This window comes from Streptomyces avicenniae, assembly GCF_000719135.1.
GTDB classification, from domain to species: domain Bacteria; phylum Actinomycetota; class Actinomycetes; order Streptomycetales; family Streptomycetaceae; genus Streptomyces; species Streptomyces avicenniae.
The window spans coordinates 126,538-149,617 of the sequence record NZ_JOEK01000005.1; the positions used below are offsets into that span (position 1 = coordinate 126,538).

The window sequence follows — 23,080 nt, forward strand, 5'->3', positions numbered from 1 at the left end:
TATGCCAGCGGCACATGCTCATCCACCTCCCCACCAGCCACGACCACCCCGGCGCACGCCCGCGCATATGTCAGACGGCACATGGCGACGTGACGCAGGTCACGGCAGATGCGGATGGGCGAGGTGGTTCGTTCCACGGCGGCCGGGACCGGAAGCGGCAACCCCGCCTGCTTCCGGCCGCTTTCCGATTCCTCGGCCAGGCGCTGCCGGTGGCCGAGCGGTTCATCGACAACGCCGCCGACCTGAGCGAGGTCAACAAGGGGATCATCGGCATCGACGACTCCATGGACGCGTCCATGAACCGGATGGACAGAGGCCGGCCGAACGTACACGGGGGAAGTGCTTGTGGCCGACGGGGCGGCAGCCCTCCCCCGCACGGCTGAGAAAGAGGGACGAGGCTCATCCCGAAGTCGGCTTCGGAGGTGGCCCTCAGGGGCGATGCCGGGTGGACGGGACACCGCGACGATGGTGCACATGCCGACGACGCAACTCGACACGAGGCTTCCGCCCCCGCCTCCTTGGGCTGTCCGTGCCGCCCACGCCGCCGCGCTGGTCACCGTGCCGTCCGGGATCTGGCGCCTGCTGCTGGCGGCCGGTTTCACCGCCGGGTACACCGAGGCCGGGTACGAGGCGATGGGCTTCACCGGCTGGGGCGCGGTGTACGTGGTCGGGCTGACGGTGGGTGGAGAACTGCTCGCGCTGCTCACGCTCGGGCTGATCCGGCCGTGGGGTGAGGTGCTGCCGCGGTGGGTCCCCGTCGTCGGCGGGCGTCGGCCGAACCAGCGGGCGGTGACCGTGGCGGCGGGCCTCGGCGCCGGGGTGCTGACGCTGGCCCTCGGCCAGTTCGCCTTCTGGTGGGCCTTCCCTCATCAGGACATGACCCCTCTCGGCAGCACGATCGCCGGAATCCTCTACCTGCCGCTGGTCGCCTGGGGCCCCCTCCTCGCCGCCGTCACCCTCGCCCACCACCGTCGGCGTCACGCCGCAGGGCTCTGACCGGTCCGGCCTTCCTGCTCCGCGTCCACGCCCGCTTCGTCCTCGGCACCGGCGAGGACGCCAACCGCCGCGTCAGCGAGTGGCTCCAGCGCTGGGGACAGCCCCCTGCGGAGCCCGGGTTCCCCCAAATCCCCCACCCGCCTCCGCGCGTGCGGAAAGGACACCGGGTTCGACAGTGCGTTGTTGATCCCGGCCGGAATACCTCCGCGCGTGCGGAGAGGACAGCCCCGGGGCCGTCGTCCGCAGCAGCCGTACCGGAACACCTCCACGCGTGCGGAGAGGACGGGGGCGACGCGGAGGACGCGCCGCCAGTCGTCGGAACACCTCCGCGCGTGCGGAGAGGACGCCCAGCCACTCAGCTACCGTCACGTCTCGCCCGGAACACCTCCGCGCGTGCGGAGAGGACCCGCCGAGCTGCCCGATCGTCTCGGGCGTCATCGGAACACCTCCGCGCGTGCGGAGAGGACAAGGCCCGCCCCACGCCATCCAGCACCTCATCCGGAACACCTCCGCGCGTGCGGAGAGGACATCACGACCCCCGTCAACGAATATGCCAATGGCGGAACACCTCCGCGCGTGCGGAGAGGACCGCTGCGCCCAGCTACGCAGCGCCCCCGGGATCGGAACACCTCCGCGCGTGCGGAGAGGACACCGGCCGCGTCATCGACTCGTGGTGGCGCAGCGGAACACCTCCGCGCGTGCGGAGAGGACCCGCCGAGGCGCAGATCCAGTTCGCCGAGTCCCGGAACACCTCCGCGCGTGCGGAGAGGACGCCTCCAGCACGTCCTCGGCGATGCGCTGCCACGGAACACCTCCGCGCGTGCGGAGAGGACCCCTCGCTCCGTGAGGCGTTCGGGGGCAACAGCGGAACACCTCCGCGCGTGCGGAGAGGACTCCACTATCTGCTGTTGGATCTCGGCGAGCGCCGGAACACCTCCGCGCGTGCGGAGAGGACACTTTCTGACCTGCGACGTCAGAGTGACTTTGCTGTTTCTTGACCTTCCTTTCGGAAGCCGATCAGGGTCAACCCATCGAAGTCGAGTGGGTGTCTGCGACGGGTCCCTGCCGTACGTAGGGAGAAGCCTTGCTCGTTGGCGTCCGGGTACGCAAGAACGGCCAGGCCGTCGCCGATGACGGCGGAGACCGAGGTCCACAGTTCGTCGCGGACGCGGGCCGAGACGGTGCCGACGTAGAGCTGCGGGGTGACCTCCAGCAGCCAGCGGCTGAGGGCGCCTCGGAGGTGGTCGGGGACCGCTGTCGCCGAGATCATGATCATGGATGCCATGGGTGCGGCCTCTCGTCTCTCATGTCTCGGCCCCGTGGTTGATCCCGCCGGGGATGGCGCCGGCGATTGGGTCCCAGAGGTCAACGAGCTGCTCGTCGGGGTCCTCGATCTCGTAATCACCTGCCGGGTCCAGCAGTTGCTGGATGTCGGCGACGATGCGCGGCAGCAGCTTGAACAGCCGCAGTCCGTCGCGGAAGGAGCGGCGGGCCTGGGCCTCCGGGTTGGTGGAGGCGTGGAGCGAGAACGCCAGCGGGATCGTGAGCTGCGCCTTGTACAGGTCAGCGACGTCGTACACGAACGCCTGCTGGTTGCCGCTGTGGATGTACCCCAGCGCCGGTGAGCAGCCCAGGGCGACGATGGCCGCGTGGACGATCCCGTACAGGCAGGTGTTGGCGGACGAGAGCGCGAGGTTCACCGGGTCTTGGTCCTCCCAGGACGCCGGATCGTAGTTGCGCCGGAAGCGGCCGATCTTGTGCTGCTTCGCGAGGAGTTGGTAGTGGGCCTTGACCCGCGCACCTTCGAAGCCGCGTAGTTGTTGCAGCGTCGCGTCGGCCGCGACCGTCCCTTCCCCGAAACGCATCTCGTACATCGCCCGCGCGACGCTGAGTCGTTGCTCGTCGTCCGCCCAGGCTCGGGTCTGACGCTCCAACCAGGTGGTGGTGAGGGAGTCGGGCAATGTTGCGGCGTAGCAGCGGACTCCACCCGAGCCGACGACCAGGACGGTGGTCCCGTGGCGAGCCAGAGTCGCCAGGGCCCGGGCGGTGATGGATGTCCCGGGGCCCAAGAGGACGCAACTCAGGGCTGCCGTCGGCAGGTAGACCGTCTCGGTGCCGCGCCGCTCGCTGGTGATTTCGGCGCAGACGCCGGTGTCGTCCTGCTGTATGCGCACCACGTCGAGGTAGAGGAACGAGAGGGAGTCGGCGATGCGCGGCAGCATCGCGACCGTGGGCGCGGCCAGTCGGCGCCGCGCCTGGCTGGGAGTCTGCGGCGCGACTGTCATGACCCACCCCCGGCCGGTGCGATCGTCAACAGCCCGCAGCCGTAGGACTTGGCGCGGCCAACGCCCGCGATGATCCGTTCCCGGAGCTGATCCGCGTCCGTGACGACGGCGGTGCCGTCGAACTGGGTGCGGTGGTGTCGCATGTGCTGCTTCGCCGCCTCCCCCGAGGTGCCGCGCGGGCCGCGCACCGTATCGACCGGGTGGGAGAGCACGCTTTCGACGTCCAGGCCGGCGGCGATCGCCTGCCGTTGCCACCACTCGTCGGCGACCCGCCCGCTCAACGGCACGATCGCCTTCAACTGATACAGCTCGCGGGTGGTCGCACCGGGGCGCCGCACGGCGTTCGCCACGCAGCGGTAGCGAATCCGGCGTCCCGGCTTGAGCGCGTCGAGCAGCGGGTCGAGGGACCTGCTCCGCAGCGCGCCGTAGCCCTCGGGCAGCCGGGCGGGATCGGGCTCGTGGGCGCTCTGGATCAGGACGGCGTACCCCTGGGGCGTGTCCTCGACGCGGAACAGCACGCCGAACTGGGCGCGCGCGTCGTCGCCCTCGGTCTCCGGGAAGAGGGACATCACGCGTCGATGCAAGTTGATCGCCGCTTTGCTGCTCCCCAGGTCGGCTTGGACCGCGCGGGAACGCGGGTTGAGCGTGAGTCGGCTGAGCCAGACGGTCACGGGGCCACCCCGTCCTCGGACGGCACCCGATACGCCGCCAGGTGCTTCTCCAGCACGGCGAGGTACGGGGCGCCCAGCCCGGCGAACCGTTCCTCGGGAACGGCGACGGTGCGGCGGTAGAGCGGGCGCACCCGGTAAGTCCGCTGCTTCGGGTGAAAGGAACGGGGGTCGTCGTTGATCGTGCTGGTCGGCCGCGCGGATTCGTCGGCGGGAGAGGACTCCCACCCGTTGGGTACCGGCAGCGCGTCCAGGGGCTCGTCCGAGAGGAAGACGAGGTTCAACGGCCCGGCACCCTCAGCACGTTCGGCCGAGACGGGCAGCCTGACCAGTTCCTCCAGCGGGCGCTCGCTTCGCGCCAGCAGCACCGGCCCTTCGGGTGGGCAGGAGCGCCGACCGAGGTAGAACGGCCAACGCGGTTCGCGCAGCGCCTCGGCGTACCGGCTCAGGGTCTTCGCGTCCGGCCCGCCGGGAGCGCTCGTCAGCGCGGCGGTGAACACCGCGTCGGCGAGGTACGCGCGCCGGCTGAGCAAGGTGGCGGTCGTCCCACCGCGCTTCTTGCCCTCGGCGGTTGTGACGGTGTCGCGGTTCGGCAGGCCGCCGCCCACCGTGTGCAGGTCGGTCATCATGACGCCCGGCCGGTCCTCGCGCACGGTCAGCGAGAGGGCGATCAGATCGTCCAGCGGCTCCCCACGCTTGCGGCCGAGCGCGGCGGCCAGCATCCCGATGACGCCCGAGCGGGTGGGAAACCGCGCGGTGTCCCGATCCGTGAAGTGGCTCTTCTCGCCCCAGGACTGGAGCGGACCGGCCAGCCGCAGCAGCAGACCCGGCCGGTCTTCGGCTTCCGAACTGGTCACGAGGAGACCTCACCGGTCTTCTCGCGCAGGGCGCCGCGCAGCGTGGCCTCGACCAGCTCCTCGATGCCGTCGTACCGGTCCCCCACGTGCTGGGCGTCCTCGTGCCCGATGCTGGTCCAGCCGGAGGCCAGCAGCCGGCGGCTTCCCAGCATCTTGTTGGCTTGCGCCGCGTACTTCGTCAGCCGGGCTACGGAGGGCTCCTCGAAGCCCCCGCCGGGGGAGGACGTCACCGGCTTTTCGAAGGCGGCGGCGAAGGAGAGCGGCCGGTCCGCGCGAACGGCGAGATGGATGAGACCGGGAGGGGTGTACGGGGCGGTGGAGTTCTTCTTGGCGCCGGGCAACGACTCGACGAACGTCGCGAGGAAGGCGCCGGTCAGCTCACGCACGCTCGCGGGGTCGTCACCGAGGTTGCCCGCCAGCTCCTCCAGGTCGACGGTGGCGAAGCGGTAGAACGTGCCGGCGCTGTACTGACCGTGCCCCATGTGACCGCTGCCGGTGGCGTCGTTCCACTCCTGGCTGATGTCGTCCACGGCCGAGAAGTAGTCGAACTCCACGTCGGTCTCGTGGGTGGTCATCGCGTGCGCGACCTGAACCGCCCCGTCCACGCCTGCGTCATCGACCTCGGCGAGCATGCGACCGAAGAGGTTGATCACGCCGTTTCGCGCCTTCAGCACCCCGTCGATCGCCGGCTGGGGCAGCACGCTCTTGTCGCCGGGCTTCTTGATGTCCTTGGCGGACTCCAGCTTCTCGCGGTGTTCCTCGGCGATGTCCGCCAGCTCCCGCACGGCGGTTTCCGGGACATAGACCAGCGCGTTGGTGAACACCTTGTTGGGGACGACCACCTTGGTGTCCTTCTTCGCGGCGCCCCCCTCGGATCCTTCCTTCTGCTTCTCCTTCGCCAGCTCGAACTTGATGCTGCTGCCGGCGGCCACGTGGGCGCCGGCACGTTCCGCGAGGGGCAACGGCCAGCCTCGCGTCTCCGCCAGCTCGCGCGTGACGCGCTCGCCGATCCGGCGTGTGCGGAGGGCTCGTTCGCCGATCTCCTCCTGGAACTTCTCCCGCGCCGCGCGCTTCCAGGACTGGCTACTGACCCGCGTGCGCTGGGCGTTGCCGTACTGGACGGTCTTCACCGAATTCGTGTCGTCCCTGTTGAGGTTGGCGAAGGGGACCGACTGAAGCACGTGGATGTCGATGAAACGGGCGGGACGAGTCGTTGCGGACACGGTCTTCTCCATGCTGCTGTTGGTGGCTTCGAAAGGTTGGGAAAGGCGGGCGCCTCGCGCGAGTGAGGACCGTTGTCAGGCCGGGCTATTCCGGGGACTCCTCGGTGGAGTCCTCGTCCCCGCCGGCCTGGTTCGCGTCGAGGTGACGCCGGCGGTAGAAGTCCTGAAGCCAGCGCCGGGCGATTCGCCCGGAGTGGTCCGGCCAGGCGATGAGGTCGGCCAGAAGCTGGGCCCAGTCGACGGGAACGTCGAGCTGGCGGAGATAGAGAACGGACGCGGGCAGGCTCCGGTGAATGCCGCTGGCGCCCTGTCGGGTGAGCATGTTCAACCGGCTCTCCGCCGCACTTTCCCTCATCTTCCGGTCCCCACCGGGAACTTCCGCCACGGCCTCGGCGAAGGCGCTGCCCAGGCTGGGCCCCCAGCGCTCTGGGGTCTCGGCCGGCACAGCGGACTCGGCATCGTTGCCGCCAGGGACATCGGTGGAGCCGGTGGAGTCGGGGCCGCTCTCGGGGCTCTGAACACTGTTGTCCGAACGCTCGGCGCTCGCTCCGTCCGGCGCCTCGTCCTCGTCCTCGTCGTCCTCGTTCTCGGTGGCCCGGGGGCGGGAGGCAATCAACGCGGCGACGGTGAAGTAGGCCCGCTGGATGGCGTCGGAGGCGTTCTTCGGCAGCCATGGGACGATGTAGCGGTTCATCGCGAAGGTGCTGCGGTTGTCGATGTTCTGCCGAAGCCCGGCTCGGAGTGCGACACGGGCGCCCGGGTTCTCGGAACAGATCCGGTCGATCCGGGTCACGTACTCGACGAGCTTCTGACGGTGCTCCGCCGCCCGGTCGAGCTTCGGCGACTCGGTGGTGGTCAAAGTCTGTTTCCCCTCCTTCTTGGTCTTGTCGGTTCCGTTCAGCTCTTGTCAGCTGTCAGCTCTGCGTCTGGCTGTTTCCCGGGAGGCCGCCGTAGGCCGACGCGTGCCTCGAACACAGCCTTGGCGCCTCGTTGGCTCCCGGTGATGCTGCGCGTGACCTCGTCGTAGGCGTTCTCCGCGAGCCGGAGAAAGGCTCTACGGGCGTCCTGGAAGTCGAAGCCCGGGTCGATCTGTTCGGGATCGCGGCTCAACTCACGGAAAACCGCCCAGAACTGGTCCTCCGCTCCGGGCCAGTACCGGGCGGCGGCAGGCGTCGTCCACGCGCTCGCATCGCTCGTGGGATCGCCCATGTACGTCTTCCAGGCCCGTGCCAGCGCCCGATCCAGACGGAAGCCGTAACGCTCGCCCAACTGCCGAAGCTTGGCGACCGGGTGGGCGGTCCGCGGGACTCTCTCCTCCACGAACCCGAGAACCGGCGGCGTGGAGCCGTCAACGAACTGCGTGTCCTTGGCCTGACCGTCCTGCTCGAATCCCAGGGCGCGCACCCGGAGTCTGACCTCCTCGGGCATCTCGGCGGCCGAGGCGAACACCTTCGGCCGCCTGGCCTGAGCGGGACCCCCCGGCTCAGCGAGCAGCAACGCGTCCAGGTCCCGCCAGAGCGCGCGCCGCGAGTCCGCTGGGCGCGGGTAGCGGTTTCCCTGCTGACTGATCTGCCAGATCAGGAAGTCGTCGTCCCTGGTCATGCGCCCCGCCCGGTTTCCCCAGGTGATGTACGCGTCGCGCACCAGAGTGGGCGTGCCGTGGTTGTCGCGCGAGTCATCGTCAGGTACGAGCAGGAGCGCGTGTTGGGAGCGGCCGGTCAGCCGGGAACAAGGCCCTACCGGCTCCCTCGGCACCGCGGCGGGGTCCAGCAGCTCCGGCAGCTCCCAGGGGCAGTGGTCCTCGTCGAGCCGGTCGCGTGGGTCAGGCGGCACCAGGCCGGCCAGCAACGTCTCGAAGAGCGTCTCGCCCTCCGGGTGGTACGACAGAGCGGTCCGAAGCGGGCCAGCTGTCGCGCTGGCGGTCTTCTCCCCGTCCACCTCACGGGCGGAGCACCGCCCGGAGGGCCCCCAGTAGTGCCACACCAGCAGGTTGAGAACAGCTTCCGAAACCGTCGGCGGGTCCGGCTTCGCGTCCGAATTGTGACGGAACCAGGCGTGGTTGTTGCCTGCGGGCCGCGTCACGACCAGCTTGTTGACCCCGGCGGTCTTGGCCGGGTCGCACTGCTTCTCCAGCCTCGGGTCCTGCATCCACGGGCGTCCCCCCTCGGGGTCGAACACCAGGAAGCGGTGCGCGTAACGGTCGGCGTACTCCGCGATCCCGTCGGCCGGCAGCCGGCCTTCCTCCCACACCTGTTGACGCCGATCGGCCCAGTCGTCCTCCGATGTGCCCACCCTGTCCAGGCCCGTGACGCGCACGGTCAGCGCGTACAGCACCCGCAACAACGCGGAGTGCGTCGGCGGGTCCACCACGGCCAACCCGGCGATCTCGTGGGCACGGCGCAACAGCTCGGCGAGCCCGACTTGTTCGGACCGTGGCGTAGGCGCCGTTCCGGTCCACTGGACAGGAACCCACGGCTCCTCAAGTAGATCGAACCCACCCGTCGTCATGAGTCTCCTTGCTTGCTTCACCATGGTCAGCCGGTCCCCGCCACCGAGCGGGGGTGGCCCGTGAGTACCGAGACGGAGCCGTTGCCGTGTTGCAGGTACTGCCCGCGCGAGCGGGCGTTGCGGATGTCGTGGGTTCCGCTCTGCCAAGGTGGAATCCGCGCTCCGCGCTACGACCGACTCATGAGAACCGCCCGCGCTCCGGCTTCAGGCCGCCTGGTACGGCTCCAAGCCAGTACCGAGACGGAGCCATATTCACTATCTAGCGTAAGAGAGTATTGAGACGGAGGCGGTCTCATAACCATATACGGAGCCGATAGGCTCCTCGCGTTGACGGAGCCCAAGTACGCCGCCCGTTAACGGAGTTATCTGCGCAGCAGCTAGCAGAGGGGAGGTTTGCCTTCTTGACTCGCCGCGAGAGATGGCGCGGACGGGCCCGGACAGGAGCCGCAGTCGTACTAATCCTTGCCCGATTAGCGCGACTCCGACCACCTGCGGCAAGCCTTGGAATTCTCATCAGCTCCGCTCCAGCCCCAGATGAGAGCTGGCGAACCTGCTCTCGCCAACGTCGTGAATCCATGGGCCGCCGTGGCCGTCACAGCCCATGGGAAGCAGAACCAACTGCCGTAGCAGCGTCTGCTTCTCCCAGCTCTCCGGCCGTTCCATGCGGCCAGCCGCGTCGCGCGCCCACTTGCCCGGGACCGGGGTCACGAACTGCATCAGCTGACGCACAGAGTCACGCGATGGCTGCTTGTTCCAGTCGCGTGGCAGGGGAATGGCCCCTTCTCTGTCCAGGGTGAAGCGGTCCGGCGACTGCTCGTAGAGGCAGAGCACCCGGCCGGTGTCCGCGCCGAGGCGGGTTGTCAGGAGGTCCTCCGTGACGCCAACCTCCCGTTTGCTCAGCCGGCCGAGATCGCCGTTCACGCCGTCGGGCGAGACCATGTGGACCGTGGTGGCCATACTCTTCTCGACCATCTCGCGGGCGCTCCGGTCGAGATCCATCCCTTTGAGCTGGCGCAGCGCCGCCTCGTCCAGCCCGTGCGCGAAGTCCTCCGCGTAGACCTCGTCGATGAGGCGCTGGACGTCGTCGGGGACGGTGATCTCCCCTTCGGGGAGCTGGTCGAGCAAGGTCACGGTGCGGACCAGCAGGCTCGGGTCGTACACCGCGGTCATCGCGCCGGGGAGCCCCGAAGCGCTGGCGCTGCCCGCCGGGGCCAGAACCACCAGGGGTGGGCGATCCTCGTCGGCAAGCCAGGCGGGCCGGCCGGACCACCCGCGGGCGTGGCGGCAGCAGCGGCCGGCGCGTTGCAGGAGTTGGGCCAACGGCGCCAGGTCACTGACGACGAGGTCGAAGTCCAGATCGAGTGATTGTTCGACTACCTGTGTGGCCACCAGAATCGACCCCGGCCGTGCTTCAACCGCGGGGGCGTCCTGGGCGGTGTGCGGCTTGCCGTAGGCCGCTTCGCACTCCTCGCTGATCCGTTGGCGCTCGCGGGCGGGGAAGCGGGAGTGCAGCAGTCGGATACCGCCGTCCCGTTCCGCCAGTTCGGGAAACGCTCCGCACAAGTCGCGGTACGTCTGCTGCGCTTCGGCGACGGTCGTGCAGCAGACCAACGCGGTGCCGCCCTCAGTCGAGATCGGGGCGAGTACCTCGCGAAGGATCGCTCGACGCCCTCCCTTCCGGGTGGGGTTCAGATGCGGTTCCCTGACGTCCCAGGCGACCATCCGGAGATCGACGTCGAGGGTTCGTCCACGCAGCGTGCCCGTGGGCCGCGGCTTCGTGACCTGCCCCGTTCGCACGTCCGCGAACAGCCAGCCCGGGTAGCAGGGATCGAACTCCAGCGGTTCGGTGAAACCGGCGCCCCGGCGGTAAGCCTCCACGAGGGAGCCGGCGGCCTGCCCGGTAAGTGTCGCCGAGAGAAGCACCACCGGCGTCCTCAGCGCTCCGAGCCATTCGAGAAGACGCACCAGATGCTGCTGCATCCAGGGCCCGTAGGCGTGGGCCTCGTCAACGATGAAGACTTTCTCCGACAACCCGAAGAGCCGGAGCGTGTTGTGCTTGACGGGCAGCATCGCCGCCAGCGCCTGGTCGATGGTCCCGGCACCGAGAGAAGCCAGGATCGGCCGCTTGGCGCCGCGCAACCAACCGTCGGACTCGATGACCGTGCTCTGTGCGGCACTGACCTCCTCCACCTCGAAGGAAGCCTCCACACCATCCGGCTCGTCGGCGGGGTTGTCGGTGTAGACGGGACTGAGCCACGCCATGGAGTGGAGGAGGGTGAGCGCGCGTTCGCCCGACAGCGCGGCCTTGGCGTACTTCCGCACGCGAGGGAACATCCCGTCGGCCGTCGCCATCGTGGGGAGCGCGAAATAGAGGCCCCGGGCGTCCGCGGCGCGCCCCAGGACGGACGCGGCGAACAGAGCGGCCTCCGTCTTCCCGTCGCCGGTGGGCGCGGTCACCAGGACGAGCCCCGGCCCCCGTTCCTCGACCAGCGCCGGCAACCGCTCGACGATGTCGCGCTGGAGCGGGTTCGGCGAGAAGGGGAAGATCGCGTCGAAGCTTCGCTCGTCGAAACGCGCTCGGCCCAGGCGACTTCTGCCGACGGCGTCCTCGGCCTGGAGAACGGCGCGCGCGAAGTGCGCGTCCAACTGCTCCGGGGTGCCGGCCCAGTCGGGTGGGGGGAGAAGCGCACGGACGCTCGGCGTCTGGCTGGCCAACCAGTCGGCCACGACCACGAGTCCGGCGACGACGACGGCCAACTCGGCCGGAAGCCCAGCCGTAGGGACGCCGTCGGCCCCGAGGACCCGCCGCACCTCGTGAAGATGGACGCGCCGTTGCTCGCCCCAGCCCTCCTCGCCCAACGCCGGTTGAGACCGGCTGTCCAGCAGCAGATCCCTCCGCTTGAGCACGCCGCCGAAATGCCCGTGGTGACCGCCGAGAAGCTGAGCCACCTGGTGAGCAACGGACCTGCGACTCGTGGCGTGATCCGGATAGCCGATCTCGGCCAGCAGACTGACCAGCGCCCAGTGGGTGGCCATCTCGTGCCGGAACTCGCGGTGCTTCTCGGCGCCCTGGCTGAAGCGGTAGAACGACTCACCGCTCAGCCGTCCGAACGCGGCCGGGACCTGGGCCTGGAAGGGTGGGGTGATCTTCCCCAGGTCGTGCAAGGCTGCCCAGAACGCCGTGACTTCGCGCGCCGCCTCGACCGTGAGACCGAGCGCCGCGGCGATACGGGCCCGCACGGTCTCGCCCAACACCGTGTCCCACAGCACGCGGTAGACCGCCCCCGTGTCCAGCAGGTGACACACCACCGGGTACGGCCTGTCCAGCCCGTGCTCCTTGCCCCACAGCCGGGTGTCCAGGGCCGTGCACGTCGCCGCTCCGAGTCCCTCGTCAGTCACGTGTGTATCGAAGCAAGCGCCACTGACAGGCGACCCCTTCGAAGCGGGTTCCGGACGCGCACAGGCGACCGGCAGTGACCGACTTCCGGCCATACGCGGAAAGATCACCATGCGGGCGTTGCCGCCTGGATGATCATGCACACTCGCTGTAACCAGCCATGAAGCGCCCCGAACGCCATCGACGAGCACCGGGGGCGGTCTTCACCGCCGTCGCTTTCGAGACAAAAGCCAGGGAAAATCGCCTCCTGCCGCTACCGTCCGAAAAACGCCCCTATCGCAGGGTCGTTGTTCTGAAGCCCTGCCCGCGACGGGCTTCGCCGACGACGCCGACGTCCGGCTCTCGGAGCCGGGCACGGCGCAGCGGGCGGCGCCTAGACTTGCGGCATGGGAAGCAGGACCGGCCTGGGGCCCGCGGCCGCCAATGGCAAAGGAATGGCAAACCGCCTCTAACGCCGCAGGTCAAAAAGGTGCTCTCCGCGCGAGCGGAGGTGTTCCGTCAACGCGAGGAGCCTATCGGCTCCGTATATGGTGCTCTCCGCGCGAGCGGAGGTGTTCCGATCTTCCAGCGTGCCATCAGCTTGCCCCGTCCGTGCTCTCCGCGCGAGCGGAGGTGTTCCGGACCAGGCGAGGCTGTGCTTCGACCCCGTCAGGTGCTCTCCGCGCGAGCGGAGGTGTTCCAGGAGACTTCATGGGATTTTCGCGAAATGAACAGTGCTCTCCGCGCGAGCGGAGGTGTTCCGCTTACGGACGCCGGATGGATCGTCGGCGAGTGGTGCTCTCCGCGCGAGCGGAGGTGTTCCGCACGCGGGGCGTACGGACCGGCAGCGGCGGCCGTGCTCTCCGCGCGAGCGGAGGTGTTCCGGCCGCCTGGGTCGCCTGGGCGGTTGCGTGCGGGTGCTCTCCGCGCGAGCGGAGGTGTTCCGATGTGGACGTGAGACAGGGCGACCACGGGGTCGTACTCTCCGCGCGAGCGGAGGTGTTCCGATCTTCCAGCGTGCCATCAGCTTCCCCTCTTCGTGCTCTCCGCGCGAGCGGAGGTGTTCCCCAGTCCACCACCCACTTCTCCGGGGTGGCGAGGTGCTCTCCGCGCGAGCGGAGGTGTTCCGTTCCAGTTCGAGCGGGAGCACGGCTCGCGCTCGTGCTCTCCGCGCGAGCGGAGGTGTTCCGGGATTAACCGGAATGCGCTTTGCCGTGTGCGCGTGCTCTCCGCGCGAGCGGAGGTGTTCCGCCGCTCGGGCAGGCGCACGGTCGGTTTGCCCGGTGCTCTCCGCGCGAGCGGAGGTGTTCCTGCAGCTCGGCGCGAGCTTGGTCGCGCTCCGCCGTGCTCTCCGCGCGAGCGGAGGTGTTCCGACGTACCAGCTCGGCCGCGAACGCACCTGCCAGTGCTCTCCGCGCGAGCGGAGGTGTTCCGGTGTTCGGAACGGTGGCCATAGAGCGAGAGTAGTGCTCTCCGCGCGAGCGGAGGTGTTCCGAGGTGCGGCTGCTGGGCGGCGGTGGTGCTGGTGTGCTCTCCGCGCGAGCGGAGGTGTTCCGCGCGGTGGCCGGGTGACGTGGCTGTACATCCAGTGCTCTCCGCGCGAGCGGAGGTGTTCCGCGGTCCTGCTGACCACCGACGCGGCGGGTGACGTGCTCTCCGCGCGAGCGGAGGTGTTCCGGCGGCTCCCGCCCGGCCACTCCCGTGCGGTATGTGCTCTCCGCGCGAGCGGAGGTGTTCCGTGGCCCCGGACGGGAAGATCGAACCTGGCACCGTGCTCTCCGCGCGAGCGGAGGTGTTCCGGTTCATGTGTCTCTCGTTTCTCTCAGCCGAGGGTGCTCTCCGCGCGAGCGGAGGTGTTCCGATGGTGGAGGATCTGCGCGCCGAATACCCGGGGTGCTCTCCGCGCGAGCGGAGGTGTTCCGTTGATCAGGCCCGGGGACCCCGCCCGCGTCTCGTGCTCTCCGCGCGAGCGGAGGTGTTCCGACCACGCTGCGCTGGGCGCCGGAGCCCGGGACGAGCTCTCCGCGCGAGCGGAGGTGTTCCGCGCCTGCCGCCGCAGAGCAGTCCCCCGAGCCCGTGCTCTCCGCGCGAGCGGAGGTGTTCCGCAGAAGGACCGGCGCGACGAGCGCGGTGAAGAGTGCTCTCCGCGCGAGCGGAGGTGTTGCGGCGACTGGTACACGGAGGGCGCCGAGGCGTGCGTGCTCTCCGCGCGAGCGGAGGTGTTCCGGTCCACCGCCCGCGCGCTGGCTGCGGCGGTGGCGTGCTCTCCGCGCGAGCGGAGGTGTTCCGGAATCCGTATGCCCATGCCCGTCGGCGCCCAGGTGCTCTCCGCGCGAGCAGAGGTGTTCCGCAGGGCATCACGCAGTCGCTCCGCCAGCGGGGGTGCTCTCCGCGCGAGCGGAGGTGTTCCGGACCGTGACAGGCGTGAGGCGACCGTCGCCGGGTGCTCTCCGCGCGAGCGGAGGTGTTCCGGTCCACCGCCCGCGCCGGTAGGTCGTGTTGGGGTGCTCTCCGCGCGAGCGGAGGCGTTCCGTGGCAGGACTCCACGGGGTTCTCCGCCCGGCCGAAGCCATCCACCTCACCCAACGCCAGTGCCACCTCCCCACCCGAGGCTGGGGCCGACCCGACTCACCCTGCGCGGTGGCGTGGTCCGCGCCGGACGAAGCTGGACCGACGACGGAAAAGCCCACGAGGTACGCGGGCTGAAGGCCCGCGCACCTGAGGACACCCGCCCAGGGCCGATCCCGCCGCCCCTGGTTCGGATACTGCGTCGGCACATCAACATCTTCGGCACCGCGCCCGACGGACGGCTCCTCCGCACCGGGCGAGAAGGCGTCCTCCAGGAGAGGGGCTACGGCAAGGTCTGGGCACGCGCACGGAAAGCCGCCCTCACAGAAGACGAAGTGACCTCACGGCTCGCCCGCCGCCCCTACGACCTACGGCACGCCGGCATCTCCTTCTGGCTCAGCTCCGGCGTCGCCCCCGCCGAGTGCGCCCGTCGCGCCGGACACAGCCTCGCCCTCCTCTTCCACGTCTACGCCAAGGTCCTCGCCCAGAACGAGGAACGTTCCAACCGCCGCATCGAGACCGCGACAAGGGAATGGGACGACCCGATTCAGGACCGGCCAACGCCGGGAATCCTGGGGGACACGGACTGGGCCGCAGCAGGACACCCCAGGAACAGAGTGAGACGAAAGTAGCTTTTCGGTTCACGTTCGAGCGCGCCTGTCGAACGCAGCAAAAAGACCCTCCTCCCAGACGTAATTGCTGGTCAGAGGGTCTTCGCTGAGCTGTGGCGGCGCCAGGGTTCGAACCTGGGTAGGCTGAGCCGGCAGATTTACAGTCTGCTCCCTTTGGCCACTCGGGCACACCGCCTTGCGACGCGCACAACGATACCCGATGGGGCAGGGTGCTCCGCCACTCGGTTGCGCGCCGCTGGAGGCGGGCGGTGGGTCGTAGGCTGTCCGGCGACCCGTGCCCGGCGAGTGACGTGAGGAGCCAGATCACATGGCCGACTCCAGTTTCGACATCGTCTCGAAGGTTGACCGCCAGGAGGTGGACAACGCCTTGAACCAGGCCGCGAAGGAGATCTCCCAGCGGTACGACTTCCGGGGTGTGGACGCGTCGATCTCCTGGTCGGGCGAGCGGATCGAGATCCGCGCCAACGCCGAGGAGCGCGCCAATGCCGTGCTGGACATCTTCCAGACGAAGCTCGTGAAGCGCGGCATCTCCCTGAAGGCGCTGGACGCCGGGGAGCCGCAGGCGTCCGGCAAGGAGTACCGCCTGTACTGCGACGTCAAGGAGGGGATCTCCACGGACGACGCCAAGAAGGTCGCCAAGCTGATCCGCGACGAGGGCCCCAAGGGCGTGAAGGCGCAGGTGCAGGGCGACGAGCTGCGGGTCAGCTCGAAGAGCAGGGACGCACTCCAGGACGTCCAGCGGCTGGTGCGCGAGAAGGACTTCGACTTCGCGGTGCAGTTCGTCAACTACCGCTGACGTCGGGGCGGCACGCGCGGGACGGGGCGGCGCGGGCGGTTCCACGCCCCGCCCGCCCGTGAGGTCAGGCGGACTCCGTGCTCGGCGCCTCGGCCAGCTCCACCCCGCGCAGGCTGAGCAGCATCACGGAGGCGCAGCCGCAGAAGAGCACGATGTCCGCGACGTTGCCCACGAACGGGCCGTAGTCGATGAAGTCCACCACGTGCCCGCGGGCCAGGCCCGGCTCGCGGAAGAGGCGGTCGCCCAGGTGGGACACCGCGCCGCCGAGGAGCGCGCCCAGCGTGAGCGCCCAGCCGGTGGAGGCCAGCCGTCGCGCGATGTGGAGGATGCCGACGACCGCTGCCGCCGCCGCGAGGGTGAAGATCCATGTCGCCCCGGCGCCTATGGAGAAGGCGGCGCCGGGGTTGTACAGCAGCCGGAACTGGATCGGCGGGATCACGTCGATGCGCTCGCCGCCCGACAGCGCGGACGTCGCCCACAGCTTGGTGAGCTGGTCCACGAGCAGGACGACCGCCGCCAGCGCGAGCATCGCGCCGTACAGCCGGCCCGTGGTACTCCGCCCCCACTGCATCATCGTGGCCTCCGCGCCTAGCCGTGTCCGAGTCGAGCTTTCCGCAGACTATCGGCCCCCACGCCGCTCCGGGCGGGGCGGGAGGAAGGTGTACCGGGAGAGAGAGCGGACACCGAGAGTAATATCCAGACCAACGCCGATCCCGCCGCGCGGCGGCCGTGACGAGGAGCGCCCCCGTGTCGATGATCCGGAACATCCGCAGGGCCGTACGGTTCGGCAGGGAACGGCCGCCGCTGACCACCAAGGTGGACCTCAGCCACCCGGCCCGCTCGCCGCTGGGCAACGCCGTCGTCAACTGCGCCGTCTACCTCCAGGGCCACCGCAGCCCCGGGCGGCTGACGACGGACGAGGCGATCGAGCTGGTACGCAAGCGGCGCGGCGGGTTCGTCTGGATCGGGCTGCACGAGCCGTCCGCCGAGGAGTTCGAGGACATCGCGCACCTCTTCGGCCTGCACCCGCTGGCCGTCGAGGACGCGGTCAACGCGCACCAGCGGCCCAAGATGGAGCGGTACGACGACACGTTGTTCACGGTGCTGAAGACGGTGCGGTACGTGGAGCACGCGCAGCTCACGTCGAACAGCGAGGTCGTGGACACCGGCGAGATCATGGTGTTCACGGGCAAGGACTTCGTCATCACCGTCCGGCACGGCGGGCACGGCTCGCTCGGGCCGCTGCGCGAGCGCCTGGAGGGCGACCCGCAGCAGCTCGCCAAGGGGCCGTCCGCCGTGCTGCACGCCATCGCCGACCAGGTCGTGGACCAGTACCTGGACGTCGCGGCTGCGGTGCGGGACGACATCGACGACATCGAGACGGCCGTCTTCGCGGACACGCGGGGGCGGGGCGCCGCGTACCCGGGGCAGATCTACCAGCTCAAGCGCGAACTGCTGGAGCTGCGGCGGGCGGTGGCGCCGCTGGACCGGCCGCTCCAGCAGCTGTCCGAGTCCGCGCTGCCGATGGTCGATGCCGACATCCGCAGCTACTTCCGGGACGTCGCCGACCATCTGTCGCGCGTCACCGGCGAGATCAACGGCTACGACTCGCTGATCGACTCGATCCTCCAGGCGAACCTGTCGCAGGTCACGGTCGCGCAGAACGAGGACATGCGGAAGATCACCGCGTGGGCGGCGATCCTGGCCGTGCCGACGATGGTCACGGGCGTTTACGGCATGAACTTCGACCACATGCCCGAGCTGCACTGGCGCTTCGGCTATCCGTTGGTGATCGGCGTGATCCTGGTGGCGTGCGTCCTGATCCACCGCGGTTTCCGGCGCAACGGCTGGCTGTGAGCGCTGCGCCGACCGGCGTAGGGAGATCACGACGAAAGTCGCGGTCCTCGTAGACGAACGCCAGATCCGGACGGCGGGAGGCATTGCCTAGGCTGGGCCCGTGGACAACGCGATCCTGAACGCGATCGAGGAGTTCGTCTCCACCCCCTGGGTGTACCTGGCGCTCTTCGTCGTCGCAAAGCTCGACGGTTTCTTCCCCGTGGTCCCCAGTGAGACGCTGGTGGTCACCCTCGGGGTGTTCGCCGCGACGGACGGCTCCCCCGACCTGGGGCTGATCATCCTCGTCGCGGCGCTCGGCGCGTTCACGGGCGACCACATCTCGTACTTCATAGGCCGGAAGTCGGGGGCCAAGATCTACTCCCGGCTCAAACCCGGCAGCCGCACCCAGCGGGCGTACGACCAGGTCGGCGCCCTGCTGGAGCGGCGCGGCGGCCTCGTGCTGATCATCGCCCGCTACATACCCGGCGGTCGCACCGCGGCCACGCTGACCACCGGCGCCACCGGCTACCCGCTGCGCCTGTTCTCCCGGTACGACGCGATAGCCGCCGCGAGCTGGGCCGTGTACTCGGCGGGCATCGGCTACCTGGGCGGGCACGCCTTCGAGGACAACCCGCTGCGCGGCGTGGCCCTCGGGCTCGGCCTCGCCCTGGCGATCACCGTGCTGCACGAGGGCGTACGCCACCTGCGGAACCGTGTGGCCGCCAGGCGCGCCTCCGCGGACTGACCGGCGGGGCGGTTCAGGACCAGCGGTAGTGCGGCAGCGCGTCCGCGGTCGGCACCACCTCGCGGCCCAGCGGCATCAGCGACACCGGGACCATCTTGAAGTGGGCGAGCCCGAACGGGATGCCGATGATCGTCACGCAGAAGGCGATCCCGGCCGTGATGTGGCCGAGGGCCAGCCAGATGCCCGCCACGATCAGCCAGATGACGTTCCCGACCAGGGACGCCGCCCCGGCGTCGCGCCGTTCGGTCACGCGGTAGCCGAACGGCCACAGGGCGTAGCCCGCGATGCGGAAGCACGCTATGCCGAACGGGATCGTGATGATGAAGACGAAACAGATCACCCCGGCGACCGCGTAGCCCAGGGCGAGCCAGAATCCCGAGAAGACGAGCCAAATGACGTTCAGGAGAGTTCGCACCTCTCCAGCATGGCGTCAGGAAGGGCCGCCCGCCATGCGTTCGAGCCGCTCGATGCGTTCGGCCATCGGTGGGTGGGTGGCGAACATGCGCGCCAGCCCCTCCCCGCGCCGGAACGGGTTGGCGATCATCAGGTGGCTCGCCGTCTCCAGCTGCGGCTCGGGGCGGAGCGGACGTGCCTGGGTGCCCGCCTCCAGCTTCCGCAGCGCGCCCGCGAGGGCCAGCGGGTCGCCGGTCAGCCGGGCGCCGGACGCGTCCGCCTCGTACTCCCGCGACCTGCTCACGGCCAGTTGGATCAAGGAGGCGGCGATCGGGCCGAGCAGCAGGACGAGCAGCATCCCGACGATGCCGGGGCCGCCCTCGTCGTCGTCGCGCCCGAAGGGGATGAACCAGGCGAAGTTCACCAGGAACATGATCACCGAGGCCATGGCGCCGGCGACCGAGGAGATGAGGATGTCCCGGTTGTAGACGTGGCTCAGCTCGTGGCCGATGACGCCGCGCAGCTCCCGCTCGTCCAGCAGCCGCAGGATGCCCTCGGTGCAGCAGACGGCGGCGTTGCGCGGGTTGCGTCCGGTGGCGAACGCGTTGGGCGCCTCGGTGGGCGAGATGTACAGCCGCGGCATCGGCTGCCGCGCCGCCCCCGCCAGCTCGCGGACCATGCGGTACAGCCCCGGCGCCTCGAACTCCCCCACCGGCCGGGCGCGCATGGCGCGCAGGGCGAGCTTGTCGCTGTTCCAGTAGGCGTAGCCGTTCGTCGCGAGCGCGATCACCAGGGCGATCACCAGGCCGCCGCGGCCGAAGAAGCTGCCGATGACCAGGATCAGCGCCGACATTCCGCCGAGCAGGGCGGCTGTCCGCAGTCCGTTGTGCCGGCGGTGCACGGGGGTGCCCTCCTGGTTCCGCAGCGTGGGGGTGGCCGGTTGTGCCCGATGTCGGGTTTCTCCACTGACAGTGGACACTGCTGAAGGGGACAACGCCATACGGGGGAGATCCGTTCCCGCGCGGCGTGGCGGCGGGGCGGTGGGACCGGCGTCCGCTCAGAGGAACGCGTCGGTGGTGAACCCCAGGATGAGCTGCGGCGCGCCGGAGAACGCGAGGGCGGCAGCCGCGGCGAGGCCGATCGCGCCCGCGAGGGACCTGCCGGGCCGCGCGGCGTCGCCCGGCCCGTCCGCCGGAGCCTCGGCGGCGGCGGCCGGGGGCGCGGGACGGAACAGGAGCGCCGTCCAGCGCAGGTAGTAGTACAGGGCGACGGCGACGTTCACGGCCATCACGACGGCGAGGACGCCGAGCCCGGCGTCCACGGCTGTGCGGAGGACGGCGACCTTGGCGAACAGCCCGATCACCCCGGGCGGCAGCCCGGCCAGGCAGAGCAGGAAGAAGCCGAGGGCCAGCGCGGCGAGCGGCTGGCGCGCCCACAGGCCGCGGTAGTCGGCGAGCCGCTGCCCGGGACTACGCCGTCCGGCGTACGCGACCACGGCGAACGCGCCGAGGTTCGCCGCCGCGTACATGAGCGCGTAGGCCAGCAGGGTGCCCATCGCCTCGTCCGCGCCGACGTACGCCCCGGCGGCGATCGGCACCAGCAGGTACCCGGCCTGCCCGACGGACGACCAGGCCAGCAGGCGTACGGCGCCCCCTGGCGCGTCCTCGGTGGCGCGCAGGGCCGCCGCGTTGCCGACCGTCATGGTGAGCCCGGCGAGGGCGGCCAGGACGGGCCCCCACAGGTGGCCGTGGTCGGGGAAGCCGCGCGCGGTGAGGACGACGAGCCCGGCGAGCCCGGCGGTCTTGCCGACGACCGACAGGTAGGCGGCGACGGGCAGGGGCGCGCCGAGGTAGGTCTCCGGCACCCAGAAGTGGAACGGGACGGCCGCCGTCTTGAACGCGAAGCCGACGAGTGTCAGGGCCACGCCCGCCTCGGCGAGGGTCGCGAGGCGTGGGTCGGCGGCGGACAGTCCGGACGCGATCTCGCCGAGGTGGAGACTGCCGGAGGCGGCGTACACGAAGCTCACGCCGAGGAGCGTCACGGCGGTGGCGGCGACGGACGTGAGGAAGAACTTGAGCGCGGCCTCGGGCCCGTCGCCGCCCTTGCGCAGCGCGACCAGGGCGTAGGCGGGCAGGGTGGTGACCTCAAGGGCGATGATCAGCGTGGCCAGGTCACGGGAGGCGGGCAGCAGGGCGGCGCCGGTGACGGAGGACAGCAGCAGGAACCAGTACTCGCCGCCGGGCAGCGCGCTGTCACCCGATCGGGGATCGGTCTCCTGGAGGGAGAGCAGCGCCGTCAGCAGCGCGCCCCCCAGGACGAGCAGCTGGACGAGCACGGCGAAGCGGTCGGCGGCGTAGGAGCAGGCGCCGGGGCCGTCGGCCAGGCAGAACGTGACGCGGTCGCCGTGGCGCAGCGGTACGAGGGCCAGCGCGGCGAGGGCGAGCCCTGCGAGGGCGATCGGGCCGAGGAGCCGTTTGCGCGCGGCGGGCAGGAAGAGGTCGGCGACGAGCACGACGACGGCCGTCACGGCGGTGATGACGGGCGGGGCGATGACGGCCCAGTCCACGCTCTGGGTCAGGCGGTCGGCGAGGGTGGTCATCCGGCGACTCCCGGCAGCAGATGCCGCACCGCGGGATCGGTGAGGTCGAGGAGCAGTGCGGGCCACAGTCCGGCGAGCAGCGTGAGCGCGGCGAGCGGGCCGTAGGCGGCGAACTCGTGGCGCCGCAGGTCGGGCAGGGCGCCGGGCAGGTGCGCGGTGGGGTCGCCTGGCACAGGGTCGCCCATGCAGACCCGGCGCACCACGAGCAGCATGTATGCGGCGGTGAGCAGTGTGCCGCCCCCCGCGACGGCGGCGTAGGTGAGGTAGGCGGGGCGGCTCAGCCCGGCGGCGGGGTCGAAGGCGCCGAGCATCGCGAGCAGTTCGCCCCAGAACCCGGCGAGCCCCGGCAGGCCCAGCGAGGCGACGGCGGCGAACGCGAGCAGTCCGCCGAAGCGGGGCGTGCGCCCGTACAGCGCGGCTCCTCCGGCACCGGCGAGCCGGTCCAGGTCGGTGGTGCCCGTCCGTTCCTTGAGCGCGCCGACGAGGAAGAACAGCAGGCCGGTGATGAGGCCGTGCGCGACGTTGGCGAACAGGGCGCCGTTGACGCCGGTGGGCGTGAGGGTGGCGATGCCCAGGAGGACGAAGCCCATGTGGCCGACCGACGAGTAGGCGATCAGCCGCTTGAGGTCGCCGCCCGCGCCCTGCCGGACGAGGGCGAGGCACGCGAGGGAGGCGTAGACGATGCCCGCGACGGCGAACGCGCCGAGGTAGGGCGCGAACGTCCGCATGCCGTCGGGTGCGATGGGCAGTGCGATGCGCACCAGGCCGTACGTGCCCATCTTCAGCAGCACACCGGCCAGCAGCACGGACCCCACGGTGGGCGCGGCGGTGTGTGCGTCGGGGAGCCAGCTGTGCAGCGGCCACATGGGGGTCTTGACGGCCAGTCCGATGCCGATGGCGAGGACGGCGAGGAGCTGCGTGGTGTGGGTCAGTCCCTCGCCGTGCGCCTCGGCGAGGGCGATCATGTCGAACGTGCCCGCACGCAGGCCGATCAGCAGCAGCCCGAGCAGCATCACGACGGAGCCGAGCACGGTGTAGAGCACGAAGCGCCAGGCGGCGGGGCCGCGTCCCTCGCCGCCCCAGCGGGCGATGAGGAAGTACATCGGCACGAGCACCGTCTCGAAGGCCAGGAAGAAGAGCAGCAGGTCGAGCACGGCGAAGGTGGCGAGCGTGCCGCCTTCGAGCAGCAGCACGAACGCGACGAACGCGCGCGGGTCGCCCCCGGCGGGCGGGCGGACGTACGCGTAGAGGGCGCACAGGAACGTCAGCAGCGCAGAGAGCACCAGCAGGGGCAGCGAGATGCCGTCCACGCCCAGGTGGATGCGCGCGCCCAGGGAGGGGATCCAGGACACGTCGGTCTCGGCCTGGACGCCGGGCCGGTCGCGGTCGAACGCGGCGGCCAGCGCGAGCGTGAGCAGCAGGACGGCGCCGGAGACGGTCACGCCGTGCCGCAGCACGTCGCGTTCGGGTCCGCCGGGCCCGCGCAGGCCCGGCGGTGCGGGCAGCAGCGCGGCGGCGGCGCCGAGCAGCGGCAGGACGACGGCGGCGATCAGCAGCCACTGGGTGACGGTGTCGTTCAGCGGGATCACGGGGCGGTC

General features: G+C 70.4%; 19 protein-coding genes, 1 tRNA gene and 2 CRISPR repeat arrays. Of the genes, 6 read left to right on the forward strand and 14 right to left on the reverse strand.

Annotated elements, in window-relative coordinates:
* Positions 1-14: 14 nt before the first annotated feature.
* Both IF27_RS10635 and IF27_RS10640 read left to right on the forward strand, forming a co-directional pair.
* Positions 15-383: a hypothetical protein gene (locus IF27_RS10635; protein WP_052849209.1), complete on the forward strand. Its 369-nt coding sequence runs from the start codon at positions 15-17 to the stop codon at positions 381-383.
* 91 nt (positions 384-474) lie between these two features.
* On the forward strand, positions 475-996 hold the full coding sequence (locus IF27_RS10640) for a hypothetical protein (protein WP_223290999.1): 522 nt from the start codon (positions 475-477) through the stop codon (positions 994-996).
* A 194-nt stretch (positions 997-1,190) separates the two neighbouring features.
* Positions 1,191-1,951: direct repeats of the CRISPR family, unit length 29 nt; unit sequence CGGAACACCTCCGCGCGTGCGGAGAGGAC.
* An 18-nt stretch (positions 1,952-1,969) separates the two neighbouring features.
* On the opposite strand, the gene cas2e is transcribed toward IF27_RS10640, so the two are convergent.
* The 8 genes from cas2e to IF27_RS10680 all read right to left on the reverse strand — a co-directional run bounded on the left by cas2e (position 1,970) and on the right by IF27_RS10680 (position 11,936).
* Positions 1,970-2,281: a type I-E CRISPR-associated endoribonuclease Cas2e gene (gene cas2e, locus IF27_RS10645; RefSeq protein ID WP_052849210.1), complete on the reverse strand. Its 312-nt coding sequence runs from the start codon at positions 2,279-2,281 to the stop codon at positions 1,970-1,972.
* A gap of 19 nt (positions 2,282-2,300) precedes the next feature.
* A complete protein-coding gene (gene cas1e, locus IF27_RS10650) occupies positions 2,301-3,218 on the reverse strand; it encodes a type I-E CRISPR-associated endonuclease Cas1e (RefSeq protein ID WP_110945766.1) in 918 nt (305 codons plus the stop codon).
* 59 nt (positions 3,219-3,277) lie between these two features.
* A complete protein-coding gene (cas6e, locus tag IF27_RS10655) occupies positions 3,278-3,952 on the reverse strand; it encodes a type I-E CRISPR-associated protein Cas6/Cse3/CasE (protein ID WP_052849212.1) in 675 nt (224 codons plus the stop codon).
* Positions 3,949-4,806 (reverse strand): type I-E CRISPR-associated protein Cas5/CasD, encoded by an 858-nt coding sequence (gene cas5e, locus IF27_RS10660; protein ID WP_052849213.1) that lies wholly within the window; start codon positions 4,804-4,806, stop codon positions 3,949-3,951. Before cas5e ends, cas6e begins: the two co-directional genes overlap by 4 nt.
* Positions 4,803-6,041 carry a type I-E CRISPR-associated protein Cas7/Cse4/CasC gene (gene cas7e / locus IF27_RS10665; protein WP_052849214.1) on the reverse strand — a complete coding sequence of 413 codons (1,239 nt, stop codon included), beginning with the start codon at positions 6,039-6,041 and terminating at the stop codon, positions 4,803-4,805. The genes cas5e and cas7e overlap by 4 nt, the downstream gene beginning before the upstream one ends.
* A gap of 73 nt (positions 6,042-6,114) precedes the next feature.
* Positions 6,115-6,888, reverse strand: a complete 774-nt coding sequence (casB, locus tag IF27_RS10670; protein ID WP_052849215.1) for a type I-E CRISPR-associated protein Cse2/CasB — start codon at positions 6,886-6,888, stop codon at positions 6,115-6,117.
* 38 nt (positions 6,889-6,926) lie between these two features.
* A complete protein-coding gene (casA, locus tag IF27_RS10675; RefSeq protein WP_052849216.1) occupies positions 6,927-8,537 on the reverse strand; it encodes a type I-E CRISPR-associated protein Cse1/CasA in 1,611 nt (536 codons plus the stop codon).
* 513 nt (positions 8,538-9,050) lie between these two features.
* Positions 9,051-11,936, reverse strand: a complete 2,886-nt coding sequence (locus IF27_RS10680) for a CRISPR-associated helicase/endonuclease Cas3 (RefSeq protein ID WP_052849217.1) — start codon at positions 11,934-11,936, stop codon at positions 9,051-9,053.
* 467 nt (positions 11,937-12,403) lie between these two features.
* Positions 12,404-14,446: direct repeats of the CRISPR family, unit length 29 nt; unit sequence GTGCTCTCCGCGCGAGCGGAGGTGTTCCG.
* Positions 14,447-14,816: 370 nt separating this feature from the next.
* On the opposite strand from IF27_RS10680, the gene IF27_RS32030 reads away from it, so the two are divergent.
* The gene (locus IF27_RS32030; RefSeq protein ID WP_420821996.1) at positions 14,817-15,113 is read left to right on the forward strand and encodes a site-specific integrase; all 297 of its coding nucleotides are present in this window, start codon (positions 14,817-14,819) and stop codon (positions 15,111-15,113) included.
* 93 nt (positions 15,114-15,206) lie between these two features.
* On the opposite strand, the gene IF27_RS10690 is transcribed toward IF27_RS32030, so the two are convergent.
* Positions 15,207-15,288, reverse strand: a tRNA-Tyr gene (locus IF27_RS10690).
* A gap of 132 nt (positions 15,289-15,420) precedes the next feature.
* Here IF27_RS10690 and IF27_RS10695 point away from each other — a divergent pair.
* Entirely contained in the window at positions 15,421-15,909 is a 489-nt protein-coding gene (locus IF27_RS10695; RefSeq protein WP_052849218.1) for a YajQ family cyclic di-GMP-binding protein, read from the forward strand.
* A gap of 64 nt (positions 15,910-15,973) precedes the next feature.
* On the opposite strand, the gene IF27_RS10700 is transcribed toward IF27_RS10695, so the two are convergent.
* Positions 15,974-16,483, reverse strand: coding sequence for a signal peptidase II (locus IF27_RS10700; protein WP_223291000.1), 510 nt, complete (start codon positions 16,481-16,483; stop codon positions 15,974-15,976).
* A 179-nt stretch (positions 16,484-16,662) separates the two neighbouring features.
* On the opposite strand from IF27_RS10700, the gene corA reads away from it, so the two are divergent.
* A complete protein-coding gene (gene corA, locus IF27_RS10705; RefSeq protein WP_052849353.1) occupies positions 16,663-17,766 on the forward strand; it encodes a magnesium/cobalt transporter CorA in 1,104 nt (367 codons plus the stop codon).
* A gap of 100 nt (positions 17,767-17,866) precedes the next feature.
* A complete protein-coding gene (locus IF27_RS10710) occupies positions 17,867-18,490 on the forward strand; it encodes a DedA family protein (RefSeq protein WP_110945743.1) in 624 nt (207 codons plus the stop codon).
* Positions 18,491-18,503: 13 nt separating this feature from the next.
* On the opposite strand, the gene IF27_RS10715 is transcribed toward IF27_RS10710, so the two are convergent.
* The 4 genes from IF27_RS10715 to IF27_RS10730 all read right to left on the reverse strand — a co-directional run bounded on the left by IF27_RS10715 (position 18,504) and on the right by IF27_RS10730 (position 23,071).
* A complete protein-coding gene (locus IF27_RS10715; protein WP_052849219.1) occupies positions 18,504-18,905 on the reverse strand; it encodes a YccF domain-containing protein in 402 nt (133 codons plus the stop codon).
* Between the two features lie 15 nt (positions 18,906-18,920).
* The gene (gene htpX / locus IF27_RS10720) at positions 18,921-19,784 is read right to left on the reverse strand and encodes a zinc metalloprotease HtpX (protein ID WP_052849220.1); all 864 of its coding nucleotides are present in this window, start codon (positions 19,782-19,784) and stop codon (positions 18,921-18,923) included.
* A gap of 156 nt (positions 19,785-19,940) precedes the next feature.
* Positions 19,941-21,482 carry an NADH-quinone oxidoreductase subunit N gene (locus IF27_RS10725; protein WP_052849221.1) on the reverse strand — a complete coding sequence of 514 codons (1,542 nt, stop codon included), beginning with the start codon at positions 21,480-21,482 and terminating at the stop codon, positions 19,941-19,943.
* Complete coding sequence (locus IF27_RS10730; protein ID WP_190232898.1) at positions 21,479-23,071, reverse strand: complex I subunit 4 family protein; 1,593 nt, start codon at positions 23,069-23,071, stop codon at positions 21,479-21,481. Before IF27_RS10730 ends, IF27_RS10725 begins: the two co-directional genes overlap by 4 nt.
* Positions 23,072-23,080: the final 9 nt, after the last annotated feature.